Here is a 20,761-nt window from a genome sequence, read left to right as displayed (position 1 = left end):
TCTTGCCTCTGTTACTGGTTCTTCCGCAGCAGGAAAGCTCCGTTCCCTTGCTGCTCCAGCGTATATTCTTGTTCTTGTGGTGTATTATTAACAGGATTTTCCATTTTTGCGAGCGCTAAGCGAAGATTGTCACGGATTGCGTCACTTTCGCCATTGTCCAGCGCATAGGCCCTTTGGAAGACCTGCGCGGCCTCGGCATACTTACCTTTTTCCATCAGCAGAACGCCGAGATTGTTCCACGCAACCGACCAATCCGGGTCTTCTTCGACTGCTTGTCGCAAGAGGGGTTCGGCTTGTCCCAGCCGCCTGAGGCCGAGATTGGCGGTTCCGATCGAGGTCAGGATTTCCGGGGTCATCCCCTCTGTCAGGGCCGCGCGGGTGAACGATTCCATGGCCAGCTCGTATTCTCCGGCTGCCATCAATCGGTTCCCGACAGCAATTTCGTCAATCGGTCCACCTTTGGGGTCGACGCCGGGGGCAAAAGGCCCGTTCGAAAGACTTGGGTCCGTACACGAAGCCACCACGGCAAGAACCGCGGTGGCTATCATTAGGCGGTGGAGCCCAAAGCGGGCGCACCGGTTGCGTGAGGGCATGGGCTTATTGGCCTCTGTTACTGAAGTCCATGATGCCTTTTGCCGAGGGACCAACCAGAATGATCAGCAGCGGGGGCACCGTCAGCATCATTGTGGCAAGGGTCATTTTCGTTGGCAACTTGTTCGCGGCTTCTTCGGCGCGCATGACGCGTTTGTCGCGCATCTCGCCGGCATAAACCCGCAGGGCGTCGGCAATCGACGTACCGAATGTGGCCGATTGGATCATCACCGTCACGAAAGAGCTCACATCCTGGACGCCGCACCGCGTCCCGAAATCGCGCAGAACTTGATCCTTCTCTTTGCCGGCCTTCATCTCATAGGCGACGATCTCGAATTCCTGGGCAATATCGGGGTAGGAGGCCTTCATCTCGCCGGCCACACGCACGATCGCCTGGTCCAGAGACTGACCGGCTTCCACACAGACCAGCATCAGGTCAAGCGTGTCGGGAAAGCCCGCGGTAATGTTCTCCTTGCGCTCTTCGATCCGGCGCGTGATCCAGTATTTGGGGATGTAGTATCCAATGGCACCCGGTACCAGAACGCGGATCATCATTTGCTGACCGGTGAATTCCTGCCCGTTTGAAAACACGGTCACCAGGAGAACACCCAATACGATCCCGATGATCCCCAACGCAAATTGCGCAAAGTGGAAGAACCGAACGGAGTCTTTCGAGCGGTAACCGGCCTGGCGCAGCTTGAGCTCCATGGCCGAGTATTCTTCTTCATCTTTCGGCTCGAGGAATGTCGCGAACTTTTCAAGCTGTTCGTTCCGGCCCGAGTTGCGCAACTGATCCTTCTTGCCGCGCTTTTCCTTTTTGGGCGCAGCATTTGCACGCTGCAGCTTTTTCAAGGGATCTTCCGGCTGGTTCAAAAGGATCGGAATGGTCACCAGAACCATGAACAATCCCAGCACGCCGACGACGATCAGCGGGCCGAACTCGCCCAATTGATCCGTCAGCATGTCGTTGATTTGGGTCAGAAATTCCATGGTCGTGCCCTCAGACCTTGATGTTGGTGAGAATGCGCATGACGATCAGGTTCAGCGTCAGCATGATCCCCACGACAAAACAGGCAGGAATGAACCATTTGTGGTCCAGAACCGAGTCATAATACCCGGGGTCCTTGACCAGAATGAAAACCAGGCAAAACAGTGGGAACCCCGACAGGAACTTGCCCGACCACTGCGCCTCGGCCGTGATCGCCTTGACCCTGCGGAACAGACGGAACCGTGCACGGATCACCTTGGCAAGCCCATCAAGGATCTCGGCCAAGTTGCCGCCCGACTGCTGCTGGATGCCAACGGCGACCGCGAGAAAGCGCAAATCCTGCATGTCCAGACGTTCGGCCATGTCCTTCAACGCCTCGCCCACGTCACGGCCATAGGCGCATTCGTCGGCAATCACGCCGAATTCGGTCGCAAGCGGATCCTGCACCTCGTTCGCGACGATCTGGATCGTCGAAACGAAAGGGTTGCCGACCCGAAGTGAGCGCACCATCAGTTCCACTGCATCGGGCAACTGCTCCTCAAGCATGCCCATCCGCTTCTTGGCCTTGTGATTGACCCAGGCATAGACAGCGCCGACACCGATTGCGATCGACAGAGCCGCACGTAGGATGGTGTCGGTTCTGGTGCCGATGCTCAGGCCCATGAACGCGACCATGGACACCAGCGCCATGATCATGACCAGTTGCCGCGGGCTGAAGGCAATCGCCGCCTTCTGGGCCTTGTCGGCCAACAGCGAGTAGAGCGGAATGCTCTGCGACTTCATGTGCTGCTGCATTTCCTTGCGCAGCTGCTCCAGAACCTGTTCGCGCCCGACGCCTTTGTCGATCATGTCCAGACGACGATTGACGCGGCTGTTCAGGCTGATGGATTTGCCGAAAGCCACCAGGTAGATACCTTCGACCAGCGCCAGAACCCCGACGAAGATCGCGACATAGATGAGCGCCTCGGTTGGCAGTTGCATGCCCTGATCTCCTACATTGTCGTCGGTTCGTAAATCGATGCGGGCAGGTCATACCCCCACAGACGGAACCGTTCGGAATAGTGGCTGCGAACGCCGGTGGCCGTGAAATGACCAATGATCTTGTTGTCGGGCGTCAGGCCAACTCGTTGGAATTTAAAGATTTCCTGCATCGAGATTACGTCACCTTCCATGCCCGTGATCTCGGTGATCGAGGTCATACGGCGCGAACCATCCTGCAGACGGCTGGCCTGGACGATCAGGTTCACAGCGCTTGCGATCTGGCTGCGTACGGCCTTGATCGGCATTTCGATCCCGGCCATCGCGATCATGTTTTCAAGACGCGAGATACCGTCACGGGCCGAGTTGGCGTGGATCGTGGTCATCGAGCCGTCATGGCCAGTGTTCATGGCCTGCAGCATGTCGATCACCTCGGCGCCGCGCGTTTCGCCCACGATGATGCGGTCAGGGCGCATCCGCAGGGCGTTCTTCAGACAGTCGCGCGGGCTGACTTCGCCTTTGCCTTCCACGTTGGGCGGGCGGCTTTCCATCCGGCCCACATGGGTCTGCTGCAGCTGCAGTTCCGCCGTGTCCTCGATGGTCAGAATGCGTTCTGCGTCATCGATGAAGCTGGACAGCGCGTTGAGCGTGGTCGTCTTACCCGAGCCCGTACCACCAGACACGATGATGTTCAGACGAGTGGAGACGGCGGCCTGAAGATACGCGGCCATTTCTTCGGTAAACGCACCGAAATTGACCAAGTCGTCGATGCCGAGCTTGTCTTTCTTGAATTTCCGGATGGAAACCAGGGACCCGTCCACCGCGATCGGCGGAACCATGGCGTTGAAACGAGACCCGTCGCGCAGACGGGCGTCAACATAGGGGTTGGATTCATCGACCCGGCGACCAACGGCGGACACGATCTTGTCGATGATCCGCATCAGGTGCTTTTCGTCTTTGAACGATACGTCGCTCAATTCGAGCTTGCCGAAGCGTTCAACAAAGATCTGATGCGGGCCGTTGACCAGAATATCGCTGACCGAGTCGTCTTGAAGCAGTGTTTCAAGCGGACCCAGACCGGTGACTTCGTCGTACAATTCCTTGTTCAACTGGGTCCGGTCTTCGCGATTCAGAACGATGTTCTTAGCTTCCAGAACCTCGCTCGCAATCGCGCTGATTTCGGTGCGCAGTTCGGCTTCGGCTGCGTTTTCCAGAGCCGCCAGGTTCAGGTTTTCCAGAAGTTCCCGATGCAGCTCGATCTTGATTTCACTCAGCCGTTCCTTGCGCTTGCGTTCGCGGTCGTTGCCCTTGGCTTCCGCGGCGGTTTTGGCCACCGGTTTGCGGGCAATCGCGGTGGACGACGACGGTGCCGCTGCCGGAGCAGCCGGGGCTTCGGCGGCCTTGGGGGCTTGCGCAGGGGTCGCAACCGGCTGCGCACCTGATGGTTTTTTGTAACGTGAGAACACGGCGGTTTCTCCCCCTAATAGCCTTCGTTATGCCGCTTCGGCGCTGTTGCTGCCGAGGCTGTGCAAGGATTGAGCCAGCTTTGCGATTTCGCGGCGAAGAGGGTTCTTGCCGGCCGAGCTGGCCAAAGGCAGACCATGGTCGCCGCTTTGCATGACCGGCTTGCCGCCATCCGGCAGCTGCAGGTCAATCGAGATTCCCAGGCTTTCACCCATGCGCTTGACGCGGCTTTTGCCGCTCAGGTCCGTGAACTTGGGTGCGCGGTTCAACGCAAAGCGAAGCTTGTTGAACGGCAATTCCTCGGCCTGAAGGGCGCGTTTCAGACGCAACGCGTTCTGAGCGGACCGCATATCCAGTTCGATCAGAGCAAAATAGACATGCGCGGCCTGCAAAACGGTCTCGGACCAGTGCACCAGCGTTTTCGGCATGTCGACCACGACATAGTCGTAGTGCTTGCGGGCCATGTCGATCACCCGCTGGATATCTTCGTGCGTGAGAATATCCAGAGGCACCATGTCGGTCGGGGCCGTCAGAACATCCAGCTTTTCGTCGAATGTCTGCAGAGCCTGCCCAAACACTTCGTCATCCATGGCCACGGTGTCCGACAGCATTTCGAACACGGTTTCACGGCGGGGCAGGTCCAGATAGGTCGAGATGGTTCCGTATTGCAGATCCAGATCGATCAGGCAGACCTTGGGTGCATCCTTTTGCGATACGGTGGCCAATTCCCAAGCCAGGTTCACGGCCAGAGTCGTTGCACCGACGCCGCCGGCCAAGCCCTGAACAACAAACAAAGCGCCTTCTTTCGAAGCTCCTGAGGCCAGCGGGACGGAAACCTGTTGCGGAGTCACGACAGGTTCGGGCGCATTCATGCGGTCGATCGCTTCCTGCAGTTCGTTCTCGGGAAGAGGGTAGGGGACGAATTCATCGGCCCCCTTGCGCAGCAACTGATGAAGAGCGGCGGGGGTCACGTCCTCGGCAATCAGGACGACTTTGATCTTCTTTTCCTTGGCCTGGGTGATGATCTCACCCATCAAGGTCAGATTATCCTCGTCCTCACCGTCGATCGCCAGGGCCACGAATTGAAGTGACTCAGCTTCGGGCTGGCTGAAAAAGGCAAGGGCCTCGGCAAAGCCAAGGTCACCCCAGCGCTCGCCCAAAGCGGCTTCCATGTCTTCGATCAACAGGTCGAAGTTCTGGACATCTCGGCTGATGGTACAGGCCAGAATGCCGGTGTCGTCGTTTTGCGGCGTTGCGCTCGTCATTAACACAATCCTCGTCGTGAGAGCGCAGCAAACGTCGATACAATACCAGTCCGTGTTTCAGCTTGCTGTCGCCCTAAGCGGTCAATTCTGGCCGCAGGTCACCCAATTGTTCACAATGTTGCGTGGAAGTGGGGCAAGAATTGGGCGCAAAAAAACCAATTGTAGGGAATTGGGCGACGATGCCGCCCAATTTCTGATTATTGTTCGCTGGTGTCGCCGATGTTCGTTTCGCGGCGCAGCTGGCTCTTGAATGTCGCGCTTTCGATGTACTCGCGATAAACGACGTCAGCATACTTGCCATCCAGGATGTTGGGGTGGCGATCGACCAGCCCCGACACCTCGGTAACGGTGCGGCGGTTGCGGCGATCCCGATTGGGAGTGGCCACCAGTGGCTGCGTTTTGCCATACGAAACAAGAGCTTCCAGGCGCGAGCGGGAGATACCCTGTTGCGCGAAGAAGTTGACGACTGCTTGCGCGCGGCGCAGACCTAGACTGTTGTTGTAGGACTGGGATCCGACGGCGTCGGTGTGGCCGTACACGCGGAAACGTGCTTCGGGGAACTGTTTGATCCAGTTCGCCTGATACAACAGAATCTGGCGTGCTGCCGAATCCAGCTGCGCACTGTCGAAAGCAAAGTTGATCTGGGTCGGAACCTCGGCAGCGAATCGCTGCGCTAGGATCTGGCCATAGGTCAACTCGCCGTTCATGACCTGGATGTTGTTCAGCGTTGCGTTGCCGAATGCGCCCTGGTCCACTTCGTAACCGGCCTCACGGGTACAGCTGGCGACAGCGACTGTAAGACCCAGTGTGATGATCCACTTCTGCATTGGTCTGTCCTCCCTATCAATCCAGGACGTAGCCGTAGGAATTGCCAAAGTCCTGCTTGGCGACTTCCGATGCGGCTCCATTGCCAACCCGTTCCGTCCGGGCAGTTCTGCCGTTCATGAACAGGTCGAATTCGCTGGGCGGCTTCACACGGTCGGTCGGCAGCGCCAAGGCTTCGCCGCGGGTCGGGGAAACCAGATGCGCGGTGATGATGATCACCAGTTCGCTCTGCTCGCGCTGGTACTCCGCGCTGCGGAACAATGCACCCAGAACAGGTACGTCACCCAACCACGGGATTTGGTTGTTCAGGTCTCTGAAATCGTCCTGAATCAGGCCGGCGATCGCAAAGCTCTCACCATCTCGCAGTTCGACCGTTGTGCTGGTCTGGCGCGTGATGAAGCTGGGGACCGTGTCACCGTTGATGGTGAAGTTCGAACTGGTGTCGATGTTGGACACCGCCGCCGCCATCTCAAGGTTGATCAGGTCACCGTCGACAACGCGCGGAACGAAGTCGATTTCCACACCGAAGGCCTTGTATTCAATGGCAACCACACCGTCATCCTGGGGAACCGGAATCGGCACTTCACCACCGGCGAGGAAGGTTGCTTCCTGCCCGGACAGTGCCGACAAGTTGGGCTCGGCCAGGCTACGGGCCAGACCCTTGGCTTCCAGCGCTTCCAGCAGCAGCCGGACCTGGGTGGAGCCTGCGCCAAAGCCGAACAGAATCGCGCCAGTATTCGACTGAACCGCCGGGATGTTGTTGGCCAACGCGTTGCTCAGGGACAACTGGTTGTTCAGCGTGTTGATACCACCGGTCGCGTCACCGCCGGAAAAACCAAGCGAGGCGGACAGGTTCTTGGCGACCGACCGGTTCATCTCGGCAAAACGGACCTTCAGCATGACCTGCTGTACGCCGCCGACATTCATCAGGTTCGACACACGCTCGGGCGCATAGCGTTCGGCCAGTTCCAGAGCACGTGCCAGTTTGGCTGCGCTGGAGACCGTGCCCGAGAGAACGATGCCGTCATTGGCGGTACGCACTTCGATTCGCTCATTTGGCAGAATCTGGCGCAGGCGCTCTTTGAATTCGGTCACATCGGGCGCAACGCGAACGCGGACGTTCGTGATCAGGTTTCCGGCGCCGTCAAACAGTGTCAGCGTCGTCATGCCTGGTGCCTTGCCCAAGACGTAGATTGTGCGGTCCGAAAGCGACGAGATGTCCGCAATGCCGGCATTCGCGATGCTGAGCTCTGCAAACGGCTGTTCGCTTTCAACCACGATGGCGCGGTTCATGGGCACATCCAGCGTTTCCGCCGTGCCTTTTTTGACCACGCGAAGATTTTGGGCCCAGGCGGAATCGCCGACCGGGCTCAGAACTAGGGCCAACCCCAAAAGGGTCGAACCAATCAAGGAACGTATTGTCATGTGACCTGCCTCTCCGATCACCACTCTATTTTTTTGGGTCTTATGCCCTATGGTGAGGAACTTTGCGCGAATTCCGGATTTATTGCAATAATCAAGGGTTTCTGGAATTTTCCTTATGTGGACAATGCGCAACAACCCAAACGAAACGAGCCGCGCATTATGCGCGGCTCGGGCATGGTAACGCTCTGAATGGGCGTCAGTTTGTGCAGGGGATCGGGGTCTCAACGATCTGGTCGCCGCGGCGAGTCCGGATGGTGCAGACCTTCTCTGCCTCTTTCTTCGGTGCGGGGGCTGCTTCTTCGATTCCCAACAGTTTGCGTTGGTCAACCTCAATCGCACTTGCGATGGTTTCATCCTGAACCCCGACCAAGGCCAGAGACAGGCGTCCGGTGTTTTGCGCCTGCGCTAGGGCCGCGATCTGTTCCGGCGTGGCGGCAACGGTGACGGTCCGGGCAATGGTCGTGCCGGTCACATCCGATCCCGCCGTCTGATCGACAGCGATCAACTCGATATTGGTCTGGATCAAGCGGGTGATTTCCCCGTTTGCCCCTTCGACCGCGCTGCGCAGCGATCCGGTCCAGTACACATCAACAACGTCGCCGGGGCGAAGAAAGCCCGAAACGCCCGAGGCAACATCAACACTGATGGCGAATGCGCGCATACCTTTTTCGAGACGCGAGGTCAGGCCGGCCAGCTCACCCGGCCGGGTGATCTTGACCTCCATGATGGCCTCGTCCTTTTCCATGGTGCGCAGAACAAAGCGTTCATTGTTGCCGGTTTCCGGGAACAGAGCCGTCATATCGGTGAACGAACCTTCCGGAACCGCATTCTCAGGCCATTCCACGACGCGCACATCTTCCTGGGTCAGGCGCTCGCCGTATTTCAGCGGACGTTCAGATACGATCACGCCGACGGTTGGAACGACGTCGACCTTGGCGTTGGCAAGGGCCTCTTCGGCCATCTGCCGTTCACGCGCCAGGGCGTTCTGATACTCGGCAATATAGTTGCGGGCCATATAGACCGCACCGCCAGCCAGGGCGACCCCGACGATCAGGACAAGACCAAATACAGCTCGCATGCGTATACCTCTTTATTGCTCTGGCCGGACCTGTACCGGTCCGGGCAGGACATTGAAACAGCATATTTCCTAAATCGGAATTGTGTCGAAATGTGGGACAAATGGATATTTTTCGTTGTTTTATTGGCACAGAACGTTGCGAACCAGCATCTCGTGACGTGGCGTCTGCTGTATCCCAGCATGGGTTGTGCGGTGCGGAGAAGGGTAGGGTGCAAACGCGAACAACCGCGCCCGGCCGGCGCGGTTGTCAGAAGACCGGCTGACTAAGTTTCAATAACTTAGTTGCCGCCGGACCCGCTGCCGCTGGATCCGCCGGTGATTATGCCGCCAACTGCCGTGTTGCTGTCGCCGGTGCTGATGTTGATCGCCGAGTCGGAAAGGGCCGCCTCGACATCGTCAGCCAAGCTCTCGGTCCCGCCCTGGATCAAAGCGTAGGCAATAACTGCCAAGCCAGTAACGGCCGCAGTCAGAACAACCCAATCGACGGTGATCGCACCGTTTTCATCTTTTTTGAAGTTCCTCATGAACTCGATCATTTCGCGTCCCTTCTCACAGAGTGAATCCGCTCATTTTCGGTTTCCGATAGCGACCAAAATTCTTGCGGGCACCTAATAGCCTATTTCCAAAAATTTAAATGCGGTCTCCGTGGCGGAATTTGGGCCAAAGGTGGGCTATGCTAAGCCTGATGCTTGAAATCTGACGGGTAGGGTGTGTTGTCCTGAAAAGGAAAAGGCCGCGCCCGTGGGCGCGGCCTCATATCCCGATTGGGATGTAGTCAGCTTAGTTGGTGCCAGCCGCGGTGATGCCGCCTGCCGTGGTGCCGCTGTCGCCGGTGCTGATCGTCGCGCCCGACAGAGCGGTGTTCACGTCGGTTGCCAGGCCAACTGCGCCGCCTTCGATCTGCTGGTAAGCAACGGCTGCCAGGCCAACAACGGCTGCGGTCAGAACGACCCAGTCAACAGTTACGGCGCCGTCTTCGTCTTTGCGGAAGTTCTTGATGAACTTGATCATGTTACGTCCCTCCTAAAGGATCAAAAAGTCAATAAAACCTCGGGGTCTTTCAGAGCTTCATCTCTCAGTCGGCTCATGACCGTCTCGGTATGGCACTATGTTTGCCCCTCGTGCGTGGCAGGAATTGGGCCAAACAACGAATTTTTTGCCTCAGGCTTAACTTTTTGGTCACCAATATGTTAACTTATTGAAATAAATAATAAAAATTTTTCCACACCAACCCGCCACGCTGTTTCGGCGGTGCAAAATTGTGCCAAATGAGGCAAAACCGCCCCAATTCGCTTTGTTTTTCTGGCCTTGCGGGAAGATTCGCGTATCAAATCAACTCAAAAGAACAGATGAGGCAGGCAGAAATGATTTTCCGGGACGCACTGACATGCGCCGGCGTTTTGGCGTTGCTGGTTGCCGTGGCGGCTCCGGCACCTGCTGCGGATATCGAGCCACGCGGCGTTTACAAACGGATCAAGGCTCCCAAAGCGGGGGAACGCCCGCGAGTGACGGTACAGATCAGTCCGCAAGAACACGCATCAACACCTTCAGCGCCCAGCACGGGCCCCGATTTGGTCGTGCCCGATATCATAGCCCGGACCAAAGTCCCTCCGGCGGCCTTTCCGGACATAATGAAGAAAAAGACCCCCGTGGGCGCGTACAAGGCGTTCTGGGACAAGGTATCGCCGGATATGACCCGAGCCGGCCCCGGCCGCCTTGACGAAGCCCTGCAGGCTTTGGCGGCGACCCAGATTTCATCTCCGCGGCTGCAGAACCTTCAGAAGATCGTCGAGCAGCGCGGGGTCGATATTCTCCGTACGACTGTGGGAACAAAAGTGTCGCCAGCGCTGGTCCTTGCGGTCATGTCCGTTGAATCAGGCGGTCGCCCCACTGCCGTCAGCTCGGCCGGAGCACAGGGTTTGATGCAGCTGATGCCTGCCACGGCCAAGCGGTTCGGCGTGACCGACAGCATGTTGCCGGAACAGAACATCGCCGGCGGCGTGAAATACCTGGACTGGCTGATGGGTGAGTTCAACGACGACCCGATTCTCGTCCTGGCGGGATACAACGCCGGTGAAGGCGCGGTGCGAAAGCACAATGGCGTTCCGCCTTATGCTGAAACGCGCGACTATGTCCCCAAGGTTCTTGCCGCCTTCCAGGTGGCCCGAGCGTTGTGTGCCACTCCGCCGATGCTGATTTCCGACGGGTGCGTCTTTCAGTCCATGAATTAAAAAAGGCCCGCCGATTGGCGGGCCTTTCGGTTTCTCTGTTTGCTCAGAAGTCAGCCGACGATGGTCGCCTCGGTCGCCGCGCGCATCTCTTCTTCGCTGACGCCATCGGCCAGTTCGACGATCTTCAACCCGCCTTCGACCACGTCCAGCACGCCCAGGTTGGTGATGATGCGGTCAACCACGCCCTTGCCGGTCAGCGGCAGGGTGCATTCCTTCAGCACCTTGCTGTCGCCGTGCTTGTTGGTGTGGTCCATCACCACGATGACCCGTCCGACCCCGGCCACCAGGTCCATGGCGCCGCCCATGCCCTTGACCAGCTTGCCCGGAATCATCCAGTTGGCCAGATCGCCTTTCTCGTCGACCTCCATCGCGCCAAGGATCGCCGCCGCAATCTTGCCGCCGCGGATCATGGCAAAGGACGTGGCGCTGTCGAAATAGGCGGTGCGGGGCAGTTCGGTGATGGTCTGCTTGCCGGCGTTGATCAGGTCGGGGTCCTCTTCGCCCTCATAGGGGAAGGGGCCCATGCCCAGCATGCCGTTTTCCGATTGCAGGGTGATGTCCTTGTCGCCCACATAGTTCGCCACCAGCGTCGGAATCCCGATGCCGAGGTTCACATACATGCCGTCTTCCAGTTCCTCGGCCGCACGCGCGGCCATCTGATTGCGGTCCCAGGGCATTACGCTTCCTCCTTCTTGCGGGTGGTGCGCTGTTCGATGCGCTTCTCGTGCTGACCTTGAATGACCCGGTGCACATAGATGCCGGGCAGGTGGATGCAGTCGGGGTCCAGCGAACCGCGCGGCACGATCTCTTCGACCTCGGCCACACAGATCTTACCGCAGGTCGCGGCCGGCACGTTGAAGTTGCGGGCGGTCTTGCGGAACACCAGGTTGCCGGTGTCGTCGGCCTTCCATGCCTTGACGATGGCCAGATCGGCAAAGATCCCTTCCTCGAGGATGTGGGTCTCGCCGTTGAACTCCTTGTGCTCTTTGCCCTCGGCGATCACGGTGCCGACGCCGGTCTTGGTGTAGAAGCCCGGGATGCCCGCGCCGCCGGCGCGCATGCGCTCGGCCAGGGTGCCTTGCGGGGTGAATTCCAGCTCAAGCTCGCCCGACAGGTACTGGCGCATGAACTCGGCGTTCTCGCCGACATACGAGCTGATCATCTTCTTGACCTGCCGCGTCTGCAGCAGGATGCCGATGCCGAAGTCGTCGACGCCTGCGTTGTTCGAGGCAAAGGTCAGATCCTTCACGCCAGATTCCTTGATCGCCTGCAGCAGCAATTCGGGAATGCCGCACAGGCCGAACCCGCCGGCCGCGATCAGCATGCCATCCCGAAGTATCCCATCGAGGGCCTCGGTGGCATTGGCATAGACTTTCTTCATGGAAAACTCCCCCAATGACATGGTGATGGGCAGGTTGTGCCGCCACGTCATTGGGAAGTCAATGAAACCTGCGGGCGGGTGGTATTTCTACCTAACCGCCCGCGGGGGCCGGGATCAGCCGGCTTTCTTCTTGGTGGCTTTCTTCTTGGGCGCGGCCTTTTTGCGGGTGCCTTTCTTGGCCGCCTTCTCATTGACAAGTTCCACCGCCATTTCGGGCGTTACGTCCTCGGGCTTGATGTCCTTGGGCAGGGTCGCGTTGACCTTTTCCCACTTCACATAAGGCCCATAACGCCCATCCAGAACCTGGATCGCGCCGCCATCGGGATGCTCGCCCAGTTCCTTCAGCGGTTTGGCCGCAGCCCGTCCACGCCGCCCGGGATTGGCGCGCTTTTCCGCCAACAGTTCGACGGCGCGGTTCATGCCGATTTCGAACACGTCGTTGGGATCCTTGAGGTTGGCATAGACCGGCTTCGCCTCATCCGGCAGCTGATGCATTATATAGGGACCGAAGCGCCCGAAATTGGCGCTGATCATACCGCCCTCGGGGTGTTCGCCAATCTCGCGCGGCAGGCTCAGAAGGGTCAGCGCCTTCTCAAGGTCCATGTCATCCTTGTTCCAGCCCTTGGGCAAAGAGGCGCGCGGCGGTTTCTTGTTCTCGGGCGTGGCTTCGCCGCGCTGGACATAGGGGCCGAAGCGCCCGGATTTCAGCCAGATCTCATCCTCGCCATCCATGCCCAGCAGACGTTCCTCGCCCTCGGCGCCTTCGCCGGCGATGGGGCGGGTATAGGTGCATTCGGGATAGTTCCCGCAGCCCACGAATCCGCCGGTCCGCGAGGTCTTCAGATGCAGCCGTCCGACCCCGCATTTGGGGCAGATGCGCGGATCCGAGCCATCCTCGCGCGGGGGGTACAGCTGCGGGGCCAACGCCTCGTCCAGTTTGTCGAGCACTTCCGAGATCCGCAGCTCGGACGTCTCGGCGATCGCGGCCGAGAAATCGCGCCAGAACTTGGACAGCAGGTCCTTGTAGTCGCGGGCGCCGGCGCTCACCTCGTCCAGCTGCTCTTCGAGGTTGGCGGTGAATTCGTAACCCACATACTGACGGAAGAAATTCAGCAGGAAGATCGTGACGATCCGGCCCTTTTCCTCGGGGATCAGGCGATTCTTGTCCTTGCGGACGTAACCGCGGTCCTGAATCGTGGTGACGATCGAGGCATAGGTCGAGGGTCGCCCGATGCCCAACTCCTCCATCCGTTTGACCAGGGTCGCCTCGGTATAGCGCGGCGGCGGCTGGGTGTGGTGTTGCAGCGCCAGAACCGCCTGGTTTTCCGACAGGATGGCCTTCTTGTCCGCGCCGTCGGCGGTGGCCTTGTCAAACTGATCCTTCAGCGTGGTCTTGGCAAAGCGCGCCGGATCACCCTGCATGATCTGGGGCAGGCGCTTGTCATCTTCGTCCTCGACATCGTCGCGGCCTTCCTCGTAGACGCGCATGAATCCGTCGAACAGCACGACCTGACCGGTGGCGCGCAGCCCCACCTGACCGTCATCGCTGCCGATTTCGACGGTCGTGCGTTCCAGCCGCGCAGCGGCCATCTGGCAGGCGATCGTACGTTTCCAGATCAGATCGTACAGCTTGCGCTGATCGTCATCCGACAGTTTCAGGGCGGCCGCATCCTTGGTCATGTCCGTGGGCCGGATGCATTCGTGCGCTTCCTGCGCATTCTTGGCCTTGTTCTTGTACATGCGCGGGCTGTCCGGCACGTATTCGGTACCGAACCGGTCCTTGATCGCGTCCCGCGTGGCGGCGACGGCCTCGGGGGCCATGTCGATGCCGTCGGTTCGCATGTATGTTATGTGCCCGGCCTCATACAAACGCTGCGCCACCTGCATCGCGTGGCGGGCGCCCATGCCGAACTTGCGGCTGGCTTCCTGCTGCAGGGTCGAGGTCATGAACGGCGCGCTGGGGTTCCGCGCGGCCGGCTTCGCTTCGACCGAGGTCACGCTCAGCGCGCGGCTGGTGATCGCCTGTACCGCCAGTTCGGCCTGGGTGGCGTTGGCGATGTCATGCTTGTCCAGCTTTTTGCCGGCCAGCGTGACCAGCCGTGCCTCATAGGTCTGGCCGCGCGGCGTTTCGAACAGCGCCTTGACCGACCAGTATTCGACGGGCTTGAACGCCTCGATCTCCATCTCGCGCTCGACGATCAGGCGCAGGCAGACCGATTGCACGCGTCCGGCCGATTTCGCGCCGGGCAGCTTGCGCCACAGAACCGGCGACAGGTTGAAGCCGACCAGATAATCCAATGCGCGCCGGGCCAGATACGCCTCGACCAGCGGCATGTCCACCTCGCGCGGGTTCTGCATCGCCTTGGTCACCGCATCCTTGGTGATGGCGTTGAACGTCACGCGGCTGACGGCCGTATCCTTCTTGATCGAGCGGCGTTTGGTAAGCGCCTCCTGCAGGTGCCAACTGATTGCCTCGCCCTCGCGGTCGGGGTCGGTTGCCAGGATCAGCGCGTTGTCGTCCTTGAGCGCGTCGGCGATGGCCTTGACGTGTTTGCGGCTGTCCGTGCCGACCTCCCAAGTCATCGAAAACTCGTGGTCGGGATCCACCGATCCATCCTTCGGAGGCAGGTCGCGAACATGGCCGTACGAGGCCAGGACCGTGTAGTCGGGGCCAAGGTATTTATTGATCGTTTTTGCTTTGGCCGGGGATTCTACAACAACTACAGGCATTTAGTTAAAAACCTCGCTCGACGGATTGGGCGCCTTCTATGGCCGTGCAAAATGTGTAGGGCAAGATGGATTTGTCAATGCACAGTCTGAAAGGCCCGAAATCCGGCCTAATTGAGACCGTTTGCCCGGGTGGGAACCACCTCGGCAGATCAAACGGCGAGGCTCAGCAACCCGCCCGGTTGGCGACGGATCAAACCATCCAGCTCCAGATCGACCAAAGCGGGGCCGATCACGCTGGCAGGCGCCTCGACATCTCGGATCAATTGGTCCTCGGCCAAGGGCGAAGGCCCCAACCGTTCCAGGATTCGGGCGTGGAGCGCCTCGGGAGGAGTGATTGTCTGCGCGACGGGCGCCGTGTCGGGGACAGGTTCGGGCGCTCTGCGCGGCTGCGGGGGCAGGGCGTCGATTACATCCTGCACGCAGCGCACAAGTGTGGCGCCTTCGCGGATCAGAAGATTACAGCCGGCGGCGCGGGCGTCGAACGGATGGCCGGGCACGGCAAGAACCTCGCGTCCCTGGTCCAGTGCGTCGCGCGCCGTGATGAGGCTGCCGGACTTGGCGGCAGCCTCGACGACGACGACGGCCTGAGACAGCCCTGATATGATCCGGTTGCGGCGAGGAAAGTGGCGGGCCTGCGGGGTCACGCCCATTGGTTGTTCGGAGATGCGCAGCCCTCTGGTTGCGACGTCGCGCGCCAGTTCCTTGTTTTCCGCCGGATAGATGATGTCGACGCCACCTGCCATGACCGCAACGGTTCCCGTTTGCAGCGTGGCCAGATGCGCGGCGGTGTCGACGCCGCGGGCCAGTCCGGAGACGACTATATAGCCACTCTCACCCAGACCACCTGCCAGAGCCCGCGCCATCCTGGTTCCCAAGGACGAACAGTTGCGGGCGCCGACAAGCGAGATCATCGGGCGCTGAAGCACCGAAACGTCGCCTATTGCCCAAAGCAGAGGAGGGGCATCGTTCAGATCGGTCAGTGCCATAGGATAGTCGGCGGCCCCAAGGCACAAAAGCCGCGCTTTGGCGGTTTTTGCGGCCTTGAGTTCCGCCTCGATGACGCCGGGCGGGCATATTTCATACCCTTCAATTCCGGCAGCGCGTGCCAATTCCGGCAATGCGGCCAGCGCATTCTGCGCCGAGCCATGTTCGTGCATCAGGCGCCGGAACGTTGCCGGGCCAACTTTGCGCGAGCGCAACAGGCGAAGCCAGGAAAACCGGTCCTCTTCCGTGGTGGGTGGGAGTGGGGGGTGATTGGAAGAAAGCTGCTCTTCGGTCATCCGTCGCTCCGCCTGATTGCAGAACTGGTTTACGGCGTGACGGGTTAACAGCTTGTGAATCGCAGAAAATTTTAGCGTGTTCCAGTGTGGGTTTCGCGGAATGGGTGCGCAAATATTTGAAAGTAATAACTTTTCTCAGGCCGCCTATTTCGATGCGCTACGGTTCATTCCTTTTGTGGCCGGCAGCACGGATTAACCATGGTGCCGGCCGAAGGCGCGCGATTCGCATCAGGCGGCCGATCCTCCGACCGTCAGCCCCTCCATCAGCACTGTGGGTTGACCCACACCCACGGGCACCCACTGACCGTCCTTGCCGCAGGTTCCCATGCCGGGATCCAGGGCCATGTCGTTGCCCAGACCCCGGATACGTTTCAACGCTGAAGGACCGTCGCCGATCAGCGTTGCGCCCTTGACCGGCGCGCCGATTTTGCCGTTCACGACCCGGTAGGCCTCGGTACAGCTGAACACGAATTTGCCGTTGGTGATGTCGACCTGGCCGCCGCCGAAACCCACGGCCCAGATGCCGTCCTTGATCTCGGCCACCAGATCCGCCGGGTTGGCATCGCCGCCCAGCATGATCGTGTTGGTCATGCGTGGCATCGGTTTGTGCGCATAGCTTTGCCGGCGCCCGTTGCCGGTGGGGGACACGCCCATCAGGCGCGCATTCTGCCGGTCCTGCATGTAGCCAGTCAGGATGCCGTCTTCGATCAGCACGGTGCGCGAGCTCGGTGTCCCCTCGTCATCCACGGTGATCGATCCGCGACGATCCGGGATCGTCCCGTCATCCACCACGGTCACGCCCTTGGAGGCGATCCGCTGCCCCATCAGCCCGGCAAAGGCCGAACTCCCCTTGCGGTTAAAGTCTCCTTCCAACCCATGCCCGATGGCCTCGTGCAGCAGGATGCCGGGCCAGCCGGGGCCCAATGCGACTTCCATCACGCCGGCCGGAGCGGCAACGGCGTCAAGGTTGACCAAAGCAATGCGCAGCGCCTCTCGGACCTTGTCCTGCCAATCGGACGGGTCAATCAGGCCGTCCAGACCAACGCGGCCACCACCTCCGGCCGATCCGCTTTCGCGTCGGCCGTTCTGTTCGACGATGACCGACACGTTGAGGCGCGTCATCGGACGAACGTCGCGTACCATGGTGCCATCGGGGCGGAGGATCTCGACCTCTTGCACGGACGCGGCGATCACGGCGCTGACTTGAACCACCCTTGGGTCTAGATCGCGCGCAAATCCGTCGATTTCGCGCAGAGTCTCGACCTTGACCGGGAAGCTGGCGGATTCGATTGGGTCTGCATCCGTATAAAGCTGTTTGTTAGTGCGCCTTGGCGCGTCGGCCAAAGTGCCTCCTCCGTCGCCAACCGCCAGCCGGGCGGTTTCCGCAGCACGTTTCAGCGAGGGCATTGATACATCGGTCGAGTGGGCATAACCGGCCACATCACCCTGCACGGCACGCAGCCCGAATCCCTCGGACGCATCGTAAGATGCGGTGCGCAGGCGCCCATCGTCAAAGGCAAGTGTTTCGGATTTCCGACGCTCTACAAACAGCTCGCCGTCTTCGGCCCCAGCGGTGGCCGAGCGCAGTACGGCCAGCGCCTCGTCATGCGGCAATGCAGTCTCGAACGGGCGAAACGGGGCTTGAGTCATGGGTTGCGGCCTTTCGCGTTTGATCCAGATCAAAAATAGCGTCTGTTTGACGCAAGCATTTTGCTTTATCTACCTCCCGGAATATGGTTTTTAACGCGGCCAAAGACAACGGGAGAGGTGTGACCGATTCACACCTGTTCGCCAGAGACGCAAAGATCAAACGATCAGGACAGAAAATGAAGAATGCTTTGATGCTTTCGGGGGTGTTCGCAGCCCTCTCCAGCCTTCCCGCCATGGCTCAGGATCTTGAGATCATCGGCAAGCCGGTCGACGGCGGCATGGGCTTCCAGCCGGCGGCCACCAGCCTGGCCGAAGGGATCCACCGCCTTGATGGTATGATTCTGGTTATCATCACCGCGATCTGTCTGCTGGTCGCAGGCCTGCTGGTATACTGCATCGTGCGCTACAACCAGCGTGTTAACCCGACCCCGGCGCGGTTCTCGCACTACACCCCGGTCGAAATCGCCTGGACCATCGGCCCGATCCTGATCCTGGTTTTCATCGGTGCGTTCTCGCTGCCGGTGCTGTTCAAGCAGCAGGAAATCCCCGAGGGTGATGTCGTCATCAAGGTGACCGGCAACCAGTGGTACTGGACCTATGAGTATGTCGATCACGACTTTGCGTTCGACAGCTACCTGCTGGGTCACCCGGCCACCCTGGACGAAGGTGCACGCCCCGCCGATGCGGATGTTACCCCGTTCGTTCTGGACGATGCGATGCGCGCCAAGCTGGCCGATGCCGGCTACAGCGAGGATGAGTGGCTGCTGGCCACCGACACCGCCGTCGTGGTTCCCGTCAACAAGGTGGTTGTGATGCAGGTCACCGCGGCTGACGTGATCCACTCGTGGACGATCCCCGCGTTTGGCGTCAAGCAGGACGGCGTTCCGGGCCGTCTGGCCGAGCTGTGGTTCCAGGCCGACAAGGAAGGCATTTACTTCGGCCAGTGCTCCGAGCTGTGTGGCAAGGACCACGCCTACATGCCGATCACCGTCAAAGTTGTCAGCGAAGAAGCCTACCAGGAGTGGCTGCAGGGCGCGTTGGACGAATATGCCGGCCAGCCGGCGCCGTTCCAGATCGCCTCGAACTGACGATCCCGGGGCCTGAGGCCCGATCGAAACCAAGGACAGGCTGCGCGGGTTTCGCGCAGCTTTCGCACCACAAGGACCTGACATGACCGACGCGAGCATCAATGCCAGCACACTTGCCGCACAATCCCGTGCGGACGAGGCCGGCTTTGGCGATTATTTCGCCCTGCTCAAGCCGCGGGTGATGTCGCTTGTCGTATTCACCGCGTTGGTAGGTCTGCTGGCCGCACCTGTGCCGGTACATCCGTTCGTCGGCTTTTGCGCCATCCTGTTCATCGCCATCGGCGGCGGCGCCTCGGGCGCGCTGAACATGTGGTGGGACGCGGATATCGACAAGGTGATGAAGCGCACCAAGGGCCGTCCGATCCCGTCGGGCAAGGTTGAGCCCGGCGAGGCGATGGCGCTGGGCTTGGCTCTGTCGGGTCTGTCGGTGATCATGCTGGGTTTGGCGACCAACTGGTTCGCGGGCGCGTTTCTGGCCTTTACCATCTTTTTCTATGTCGTGATCTACACGATGTGGCTCAAGCGCCTGACGCCGCAGAACATCGTGATAGGTGGCGCTGCGGGCGCCTTCCCACCGGTAATCGGCTGGGTTGCCGCCACGGGTTCGATGACGCTCGAGCCGTGGCTGATGTTTGCCCTGACCTTCATGTGGACACCGCCGCATTTCTGGGCGCTGGCGCTGTTCATGCGCTCGGATTATGACGACGCGGGCGTGCCGATGCTGACCGTAACGCATGGACGCCGCGCCACGCGGACCCATATTCTGGTCTATACCGCATTGCTGGCTCTGCTGGCCGTGGGCACCGCGTTCTCGGGTATCGGTGGGCCGATTTACCTGGCTGTGGCCGTGGTGTTGAACGCTCTGTTCCTGCGGGGGGCATGGGCCATCTCGCGCCGCACCGAGGACGACGCGGAGGCGGACAATTTCAAGGTCGAGCGCAGCTTTTTCAAGCTGTCGCTGCTGTACCTGTTCCTGCATTTTGGCGCGATCCTCGCCGAGGCGCTGCTGAAACCCTACGGGTTGGGAGGCTGGTCATGAGCCTGCGTAAAAGCCATGAACTGCACCAGCGTCGTTTCGGCCGCAACCTGGGTGTTGGGCTGACGTTGGCGGCGTTCATCGTGATCATTTTCGGCCTGACCATCGTCAAGGTCTCGGGCAGCGATTTCGGCGTGCCCAGCGAGGAGGTTCAGAACTGATGGCTTTGAGCGGACCGCAGAAGACCGTTGCACAGACCGTTGGTCTGGTTGTTCTGATGGGCAGCCTGGCCTGGGCGGCCGTGCCGTTCTACGACTGGTTCTGCCGGGTCACCGGATTCGGGGGCACCACTGGCGTGGCCGAGGCCACGCCCGACGATATCCTCGACCGGGTGGTGACCGTTCGCTTCGACGCGTCCAAGGCCAAGGACATGCCGTGGGAGTTCAAACCCGTCGAGCGCGAGATGAAGGTGCGCATCGGTGAGACCGGTCTGGCCTTCTACGAAGCATACAACCCGACTGACAAGCCGGTTGCGGGACAGGCATCGTACAACGTGACGCCCTATTCCGCCGGTGGATACTTCCAGAAGATCGCCTGTTTCTGCTTTGAGGAGCAGGTTCTGGAGCCCGGCGAACGCGTCGAGATGCCCGTAACTTTCTTCGTCGACCCCGAAATGGTGGAAGACCCCGAAGCACAGTATGTTCATACGATCACGCTGTCGTATACATTCTATGAAATAGACCTGCCCGAGGGCTACGCCGCCCTGGATGCGCAGGCAGAAACAAACACGAACTAACGCCTGTAGGTGAGG

The 20,761-nt window shown here is 60.0% G+C and carries 20 protein-coding genes; 5 read left to right on the top strand and 15 right to left on the bottom strand.

The window, feature by feature from the left end; translation table 11 throughout:
- Window positions 1–11: 11 nt before the first annotated feature.
- The 10 genes from ACR3EK_RS11610 to ACR3EK_RS11565 all read right to left on the bottom strand — a co-directional run bounded on the left by ACR3EK_RS11610 (window position 12) and on the right by ACR3EK_RS11565 (window position 9,625).
- Complete coding sequence (locus tag ACR3EK_RS11610) at window positions 12–548, bottom strand: tetratricopeptide repeat protein (protein ID WP_480633444.1); 537 nt, start codon at window positions 546–548, stop codon at window positions 12–14.
- A gap of 49 nt (window positions 549–597) precedes the next feature.
- Window positions 598–1,581: a type II secretion system F family protein gene (locus tag ACR3EK_RS11605; RefSeq protein WP_480633443.1), complete on the bottom strand. Its 984-nt coding sequence runs from the start codon at window positions 1,579–1,581 to the stop codon at window positions 598–600.
- 10 nt (window positions 1,582–1,591) lie between these two features.
- Entirely contained in the window at window positions 1,592–2,560 is a 969-nt protein-coding gene (locus tag ACR3EK_RS11600; RefSeq protein WP_170362931.1) for a type II secretion system F family protein, read from the bottom strand.
- Between the two features lie 11 nt (window positions 2,561–2,571).
- Window positions 2,572–4,023 carry a TadA family conjugal transfer-associated ATPase gene (locus tag ACR3EK_RS11595; RefSeq protein ID WP_170362933.1) on the bottom strand — a complete coding sequence of 484 codons (1,452 nt, stop codon included), beginning with the start codon at window positions 4,021–4,023 and terminating at the stop codon, window positions 2,572–2,574.
- 27 nt (window positions 4,024–4,050) lie between these two features.
- Window positions 4,051–5,286, bottom strand: a complete 1,236-nt coding sequence (locus tag ACR3EK_RS11590; protein ID WP_093962757.1) for a CpaE/TadZ family protein — start codon at window positions 5,284–5,286, stop codon at window positions 4,051–4,053.
- Window positions 5,287–5,483: 197 nt separating this feature from the next.
- Complete coding sequence (locus ACR3EK_RS11585; protein WP_170401745.1) at window positions 5,484–6,113, bottom strand: OmpA family protein; 630 nt, start codon at window positions 6,111–6,113, stop codon at window positions 5,484–5,486.
- 16 nt (window positions 6,114–6,129) lie between these two features.
- Window positions 6,130–7,536 (bottom strand): type II and III secretion system protein family protein, encoded by a 1,407-nt coding sequence (locus ACR3EK_RS11580; RefSeq protein ID WP_170362937.1) that lies wholly within the window; start codon window positions 7,534–7,536, stop codon window positions 6,130–6,132.
- Window positions 7,537–7,732: 196 nt separating this feature from the next.
- Window positions 7,733–8,614: a Flp pilus assembly protein CpaB gene (gene cpaB, locus ACR3EK_RS11575; protein ID WP_170337530.1), complete on the bottom strand. Its 882-nt coding sequence runs from the start codon at window positions 8,612–8,614 to the stop codon at window positions 7,733–7,735.
- 278 nt (window positions 8,615–8,892) lie between these two features.
- A complete protein-coding gene (locus ACR3EK_RS11570) occupies window positions 8,893–9,138 on the bottom strand; it encodes a hypothetical protein (RefSeq protein WP_480633442.1) in 246 nt (81 codons plus the stop codon).
- 256 nt (window positions 9,139–9,394) lie between these two features.
- A complete protein-coding gene (locus ACR3EK_RS11565) occupies window positions 9,395–9,625 on the bottom strand; it encodes a Flp family type IVb pilin (protein ID WP_170362941.1) in 231 nt (76 codons plus the stop codon).
- 353 nt (window positions 9,626–9,978) lie between these two features.
- On the opposite strand from ACR3EK_RS11565, the gene ACR3EK_RS11560 reads away from it, so the two are divergent.
- Complete coding sequence (locus ACR3EK_RS11560; protein ID WP_170371003.1) at window positions 9,979–10,845, top strand: lytic transglycosylase domain-containing protein; 867 nt, start codon at window positions 9,979–9,981, stop codon at window positions 10,843–10,845.
- 50 nt (window positions 10,846–10,895) lie between these two features.
- Here the strand turns inward: ACR3EK_RS11560 and ACR3EK_RS11555 are convergent, their stop codons facing one another.
- The 5 genes from ACR3EK_RS11555 to tldD form a co-directional block, all read right to left on the bottom strand.
- Window positions 10,896–11,522, bottom strand: coding sequence for a CoA transferase subunit B (locus tag ACR3EK_RS11555; RefSeq protein WP_170401756.1), 627 nt, complete (start codon window positions 11,520–11,522; stop codon window positions 10,896–10,898).
- On the bottom strand, window positions 11,522–12,226 hold the full coding sequence (locus ACR3EK_RS11550; RefSeq protein WP_480633441.1) for a CoA transferase subunit A: 705 nt from the start codon (window positions 12,224–12,226) through the stop codon (window positions 11,522–11,524). Before ACR3EK_RS11550 ends, ACR3EK_RS11555 begins: the two co-directional genes overlap by 1 nt.
- A gap of 114 nt (window positions 12,227–12,340) precedes the next feature.
- Entirely contained in the window at window positions 12,341–14,956 is a 2,616-nt protein-coding gene (gene topA, locus ACR3EK_RS11545; protein WP_480633440.1) for a type I DNA topoisomerase, read from the bottom strand.
- A gap of 149 nt (window positions 14,957–15,105) precedes the next feature.
- Entirely contained in the window at window positions 15,106–16,236 is a 1,131-nt protein-coding gene (dprA, locus tag ACR3EK_RS11540) for a DNA-processing protein DprA (RefSeq protein WP_480633439.1), read from the bottom strand.
- Between the two features lie 228 nt (window positions 16,237–16,464).
- Window positions 16,465–17,886 carry a metalloprotease TldD gene (tldD, locus tag ACR3EK_RS11535; RefSeq protein WP_170358198.1) on the bottom strand — a complete coding sequence of 474 codons (1,422 nt, stop codon included), beginning with the start codon at window positions 17,884–17,886 and terminating at the stop codon, window positions 16,465–16,467.
- Window positions 17,887–18,062: 176 nt separating this feature from the next.
- Here tldD and coxB point away from each other — a divergent pair, with 176 nt between their 5' ends.
- The 4 genes from coxB to ACR3EK_RS11515 all read left to right on the top strand — a co-directional run bounded on the left by coxB (window position 18,063) and on the right by ACR3EK_RS11515 (window position 20,746).
- The gene (coxB, locus tag ACR3EK_RS11530) at window positions 18,063–18,974 is read left to right on the top strand and encodes a cytochrome c oxidase subunit II (protein ID WP_480633438.1); all 912 of its coding nucleotides are present in this window, start codon (window positions 18,063–18,065) and stop codon (window positions 18,972–18,974) included.
- A gap of 82 nt (window positions 18,975–19,056) precedes the next feature.
- Window positions 19,057–20,013: a heme o synthase gene (gene cyoE, locus ACR3EK_RS11525; RefSeq protein ID WP_093962749.1), complete on the top strand. Its 957-nt coding sequence runs from the start codon at window positions 19,057–19,059 to the stop codon at window positions 20,011–20,013.
- Window positions 20,010–20,171, top strand: coding sequence for a hypothetical protein (locus tag ACR3EK_RS11520; RefSeq protein WP_170337538.1), 162 nt, complete (start codon window positions 20,010–20,012; stop codon window positions 20,169–20,171). The genes cyoE and ACR3EK_RS11520 overlap by 4 nt, the downstream gene beginning before the upstream one ends.
- Window positions 20,171–20,746 (top strand): cytochrome c oxidase assembly protein, encoded by a 576-nt coding sequence (locus tag ACR3EK_RS11515; RefSeq protein WP_093962748.1) that lies wholly within the window; start codon window positions 20,171–20,173, stop codon window positions 20,744–20,746. The genes ACR3EK_RS11520 and ACR3EK_RS11515 overlap by 1 nt, the downstream gene beginning before the upstream one ends.
- Window positions 20,747–20,761: the final 15 nt, after the last annotated feature.

It is taken from the genome of Ruegeria sp. BC8 (genome assembly GCF_056535705.1).
This window is presented reverse-complemented; position numbering and strand designations above follow the sequence as displayed.

Bases quoted from the DNA above. Each gene is read 5' to 3' on its own strand.
- ACR3EK_RS11610 (WP_480633444.1), bottom strand. From the start codon at position 548: ATGATAGCCACCGCGGTTCTTGCCGTGGTGGCTTCGTGTACGGACCCA.
- ACR3EK_RS11605 (WP_480633443.1), bottom strand. From the start codon at position 1,581: ATGGAATTTCTGACCCAAATCAACGACATGCTGACGGATCAATTGGGC.
- ACR3EK_RS11600 (WP_170362931.1), bottom strand. From the start codon at position 2,560: ATGCAACTGCCAACCGAGGCGCTCATCTATGTCGCGATCTTCGTCGGG.
- ACR3EK_RS11590 (WP_093962757.1), bottom strand. From the start codon at position 5,286: ATGACGAGCGCAACGCCGCAAAACGACGACACCGGCATTCTGGCCTGT.
- ACR3EK_RS11585 (WP_170401745.1), bottom strand. From the start codon at position 6,113: ATGCAGAAGTGGATCATCACACTGGGTCTTACAGTCGCTGTCGCCAGC.
- ACR3EK_RS11580 (WP_170362937.1), bottom strand. From the start codon at position 7,536: ATGACAATACGTTCCTTGATTGGTTCGACCCTTTTGGGGTTGGCCCTA.
- cpaB (WP_170337530.1), bottom strand. From the start codon at position 8,614: ATGCGAGCTGTATTTGGTCTTGTCCTGATCGTCGGGGTCGCCCTGGCT.
- ACR3EK_RS11570 (WP_480633442.1), bottom strand. From the start codon at position 9,138: ATGAGGAACTTCAAAAAAGATGAAAACGGTGCGATCACCGTCGATTGG.
- ACR3EK_RS11565 (WP_170362941.1), bottom strand. From the start codon at position 9,625: ATGATCAAGTTCATCAAGAACTTCCGCAAAGACGAAGACGGCGCCGTA.
- ACR3EK_RS11560 (WP_170371003.1), top strand. From the start codon at position 9,979: ATGATTTTCCGGGACGCACTGACATGCGCCGGCGTTTTGGCGTTGCTG.
- ACR3EK_RS11555 (WP_170401756.1), bottom strand. From the start codon at position 11,522: ATGCCCTGGGACCGCAATCAGATGGCCGCGCGTGCGGCCGAGGAACTG.
- ACR3EK_RS11550 (WP_480633441.1), bottom strand. From the start codon at position 12,226: ATGAAGAAAGTCTATGCCAATGCCACCGAGGCCCTCGATGGGATACTT.
- topA (WP_480633440.1), bottom strand. From the start codon at position 14,956: ATGCCTGTAGTTGTTGTAGAATCCCCGGCCAAAGCAAAAACGATCAAT.
- dprA (WP_480633439.1), bottom strand. From the start codon at position 16,236: ATGACCGAAGAGCAGCTTTCTTCCAATCACCCCCCACTCCCACCCACC.
- tldD (WP_170358198.1), bottom strand. From the start codon at position 17,886: ATGACTCAAGCCCCGTTTCGCCCGTTCGAGACTGCATTGCCGCATGAC.
- coxB (WP_480633438.1), top strand. From the start codon at position 18,063: ATGAAGAATGCTTTGATGCTTTCGGGGGTGTTCGCAGCCCTCTCCAGC.
- cyoE (WP_093962749.1), top strand. From the start codon at position 19,057: ATGACCGACGCGAGCATCAATGCCAGCACACTTGCCGCACAATCCCGT.
- ACR3EK_RS11520 (WP_170337538.1), top strand. From the start codon at position 20,010: ATGAGCCTGCGTAAAAGCCATGAACTGCACCAGCGTCGTTTCGGCCGC.
- ACR3EK_RS11515 (WP_093962748.1), top strand. From the start codon at position 20,171: ATGGCTTTGAGCGGACCGCAGAAGACCGTTGCACAGACCGTTGGTCTG.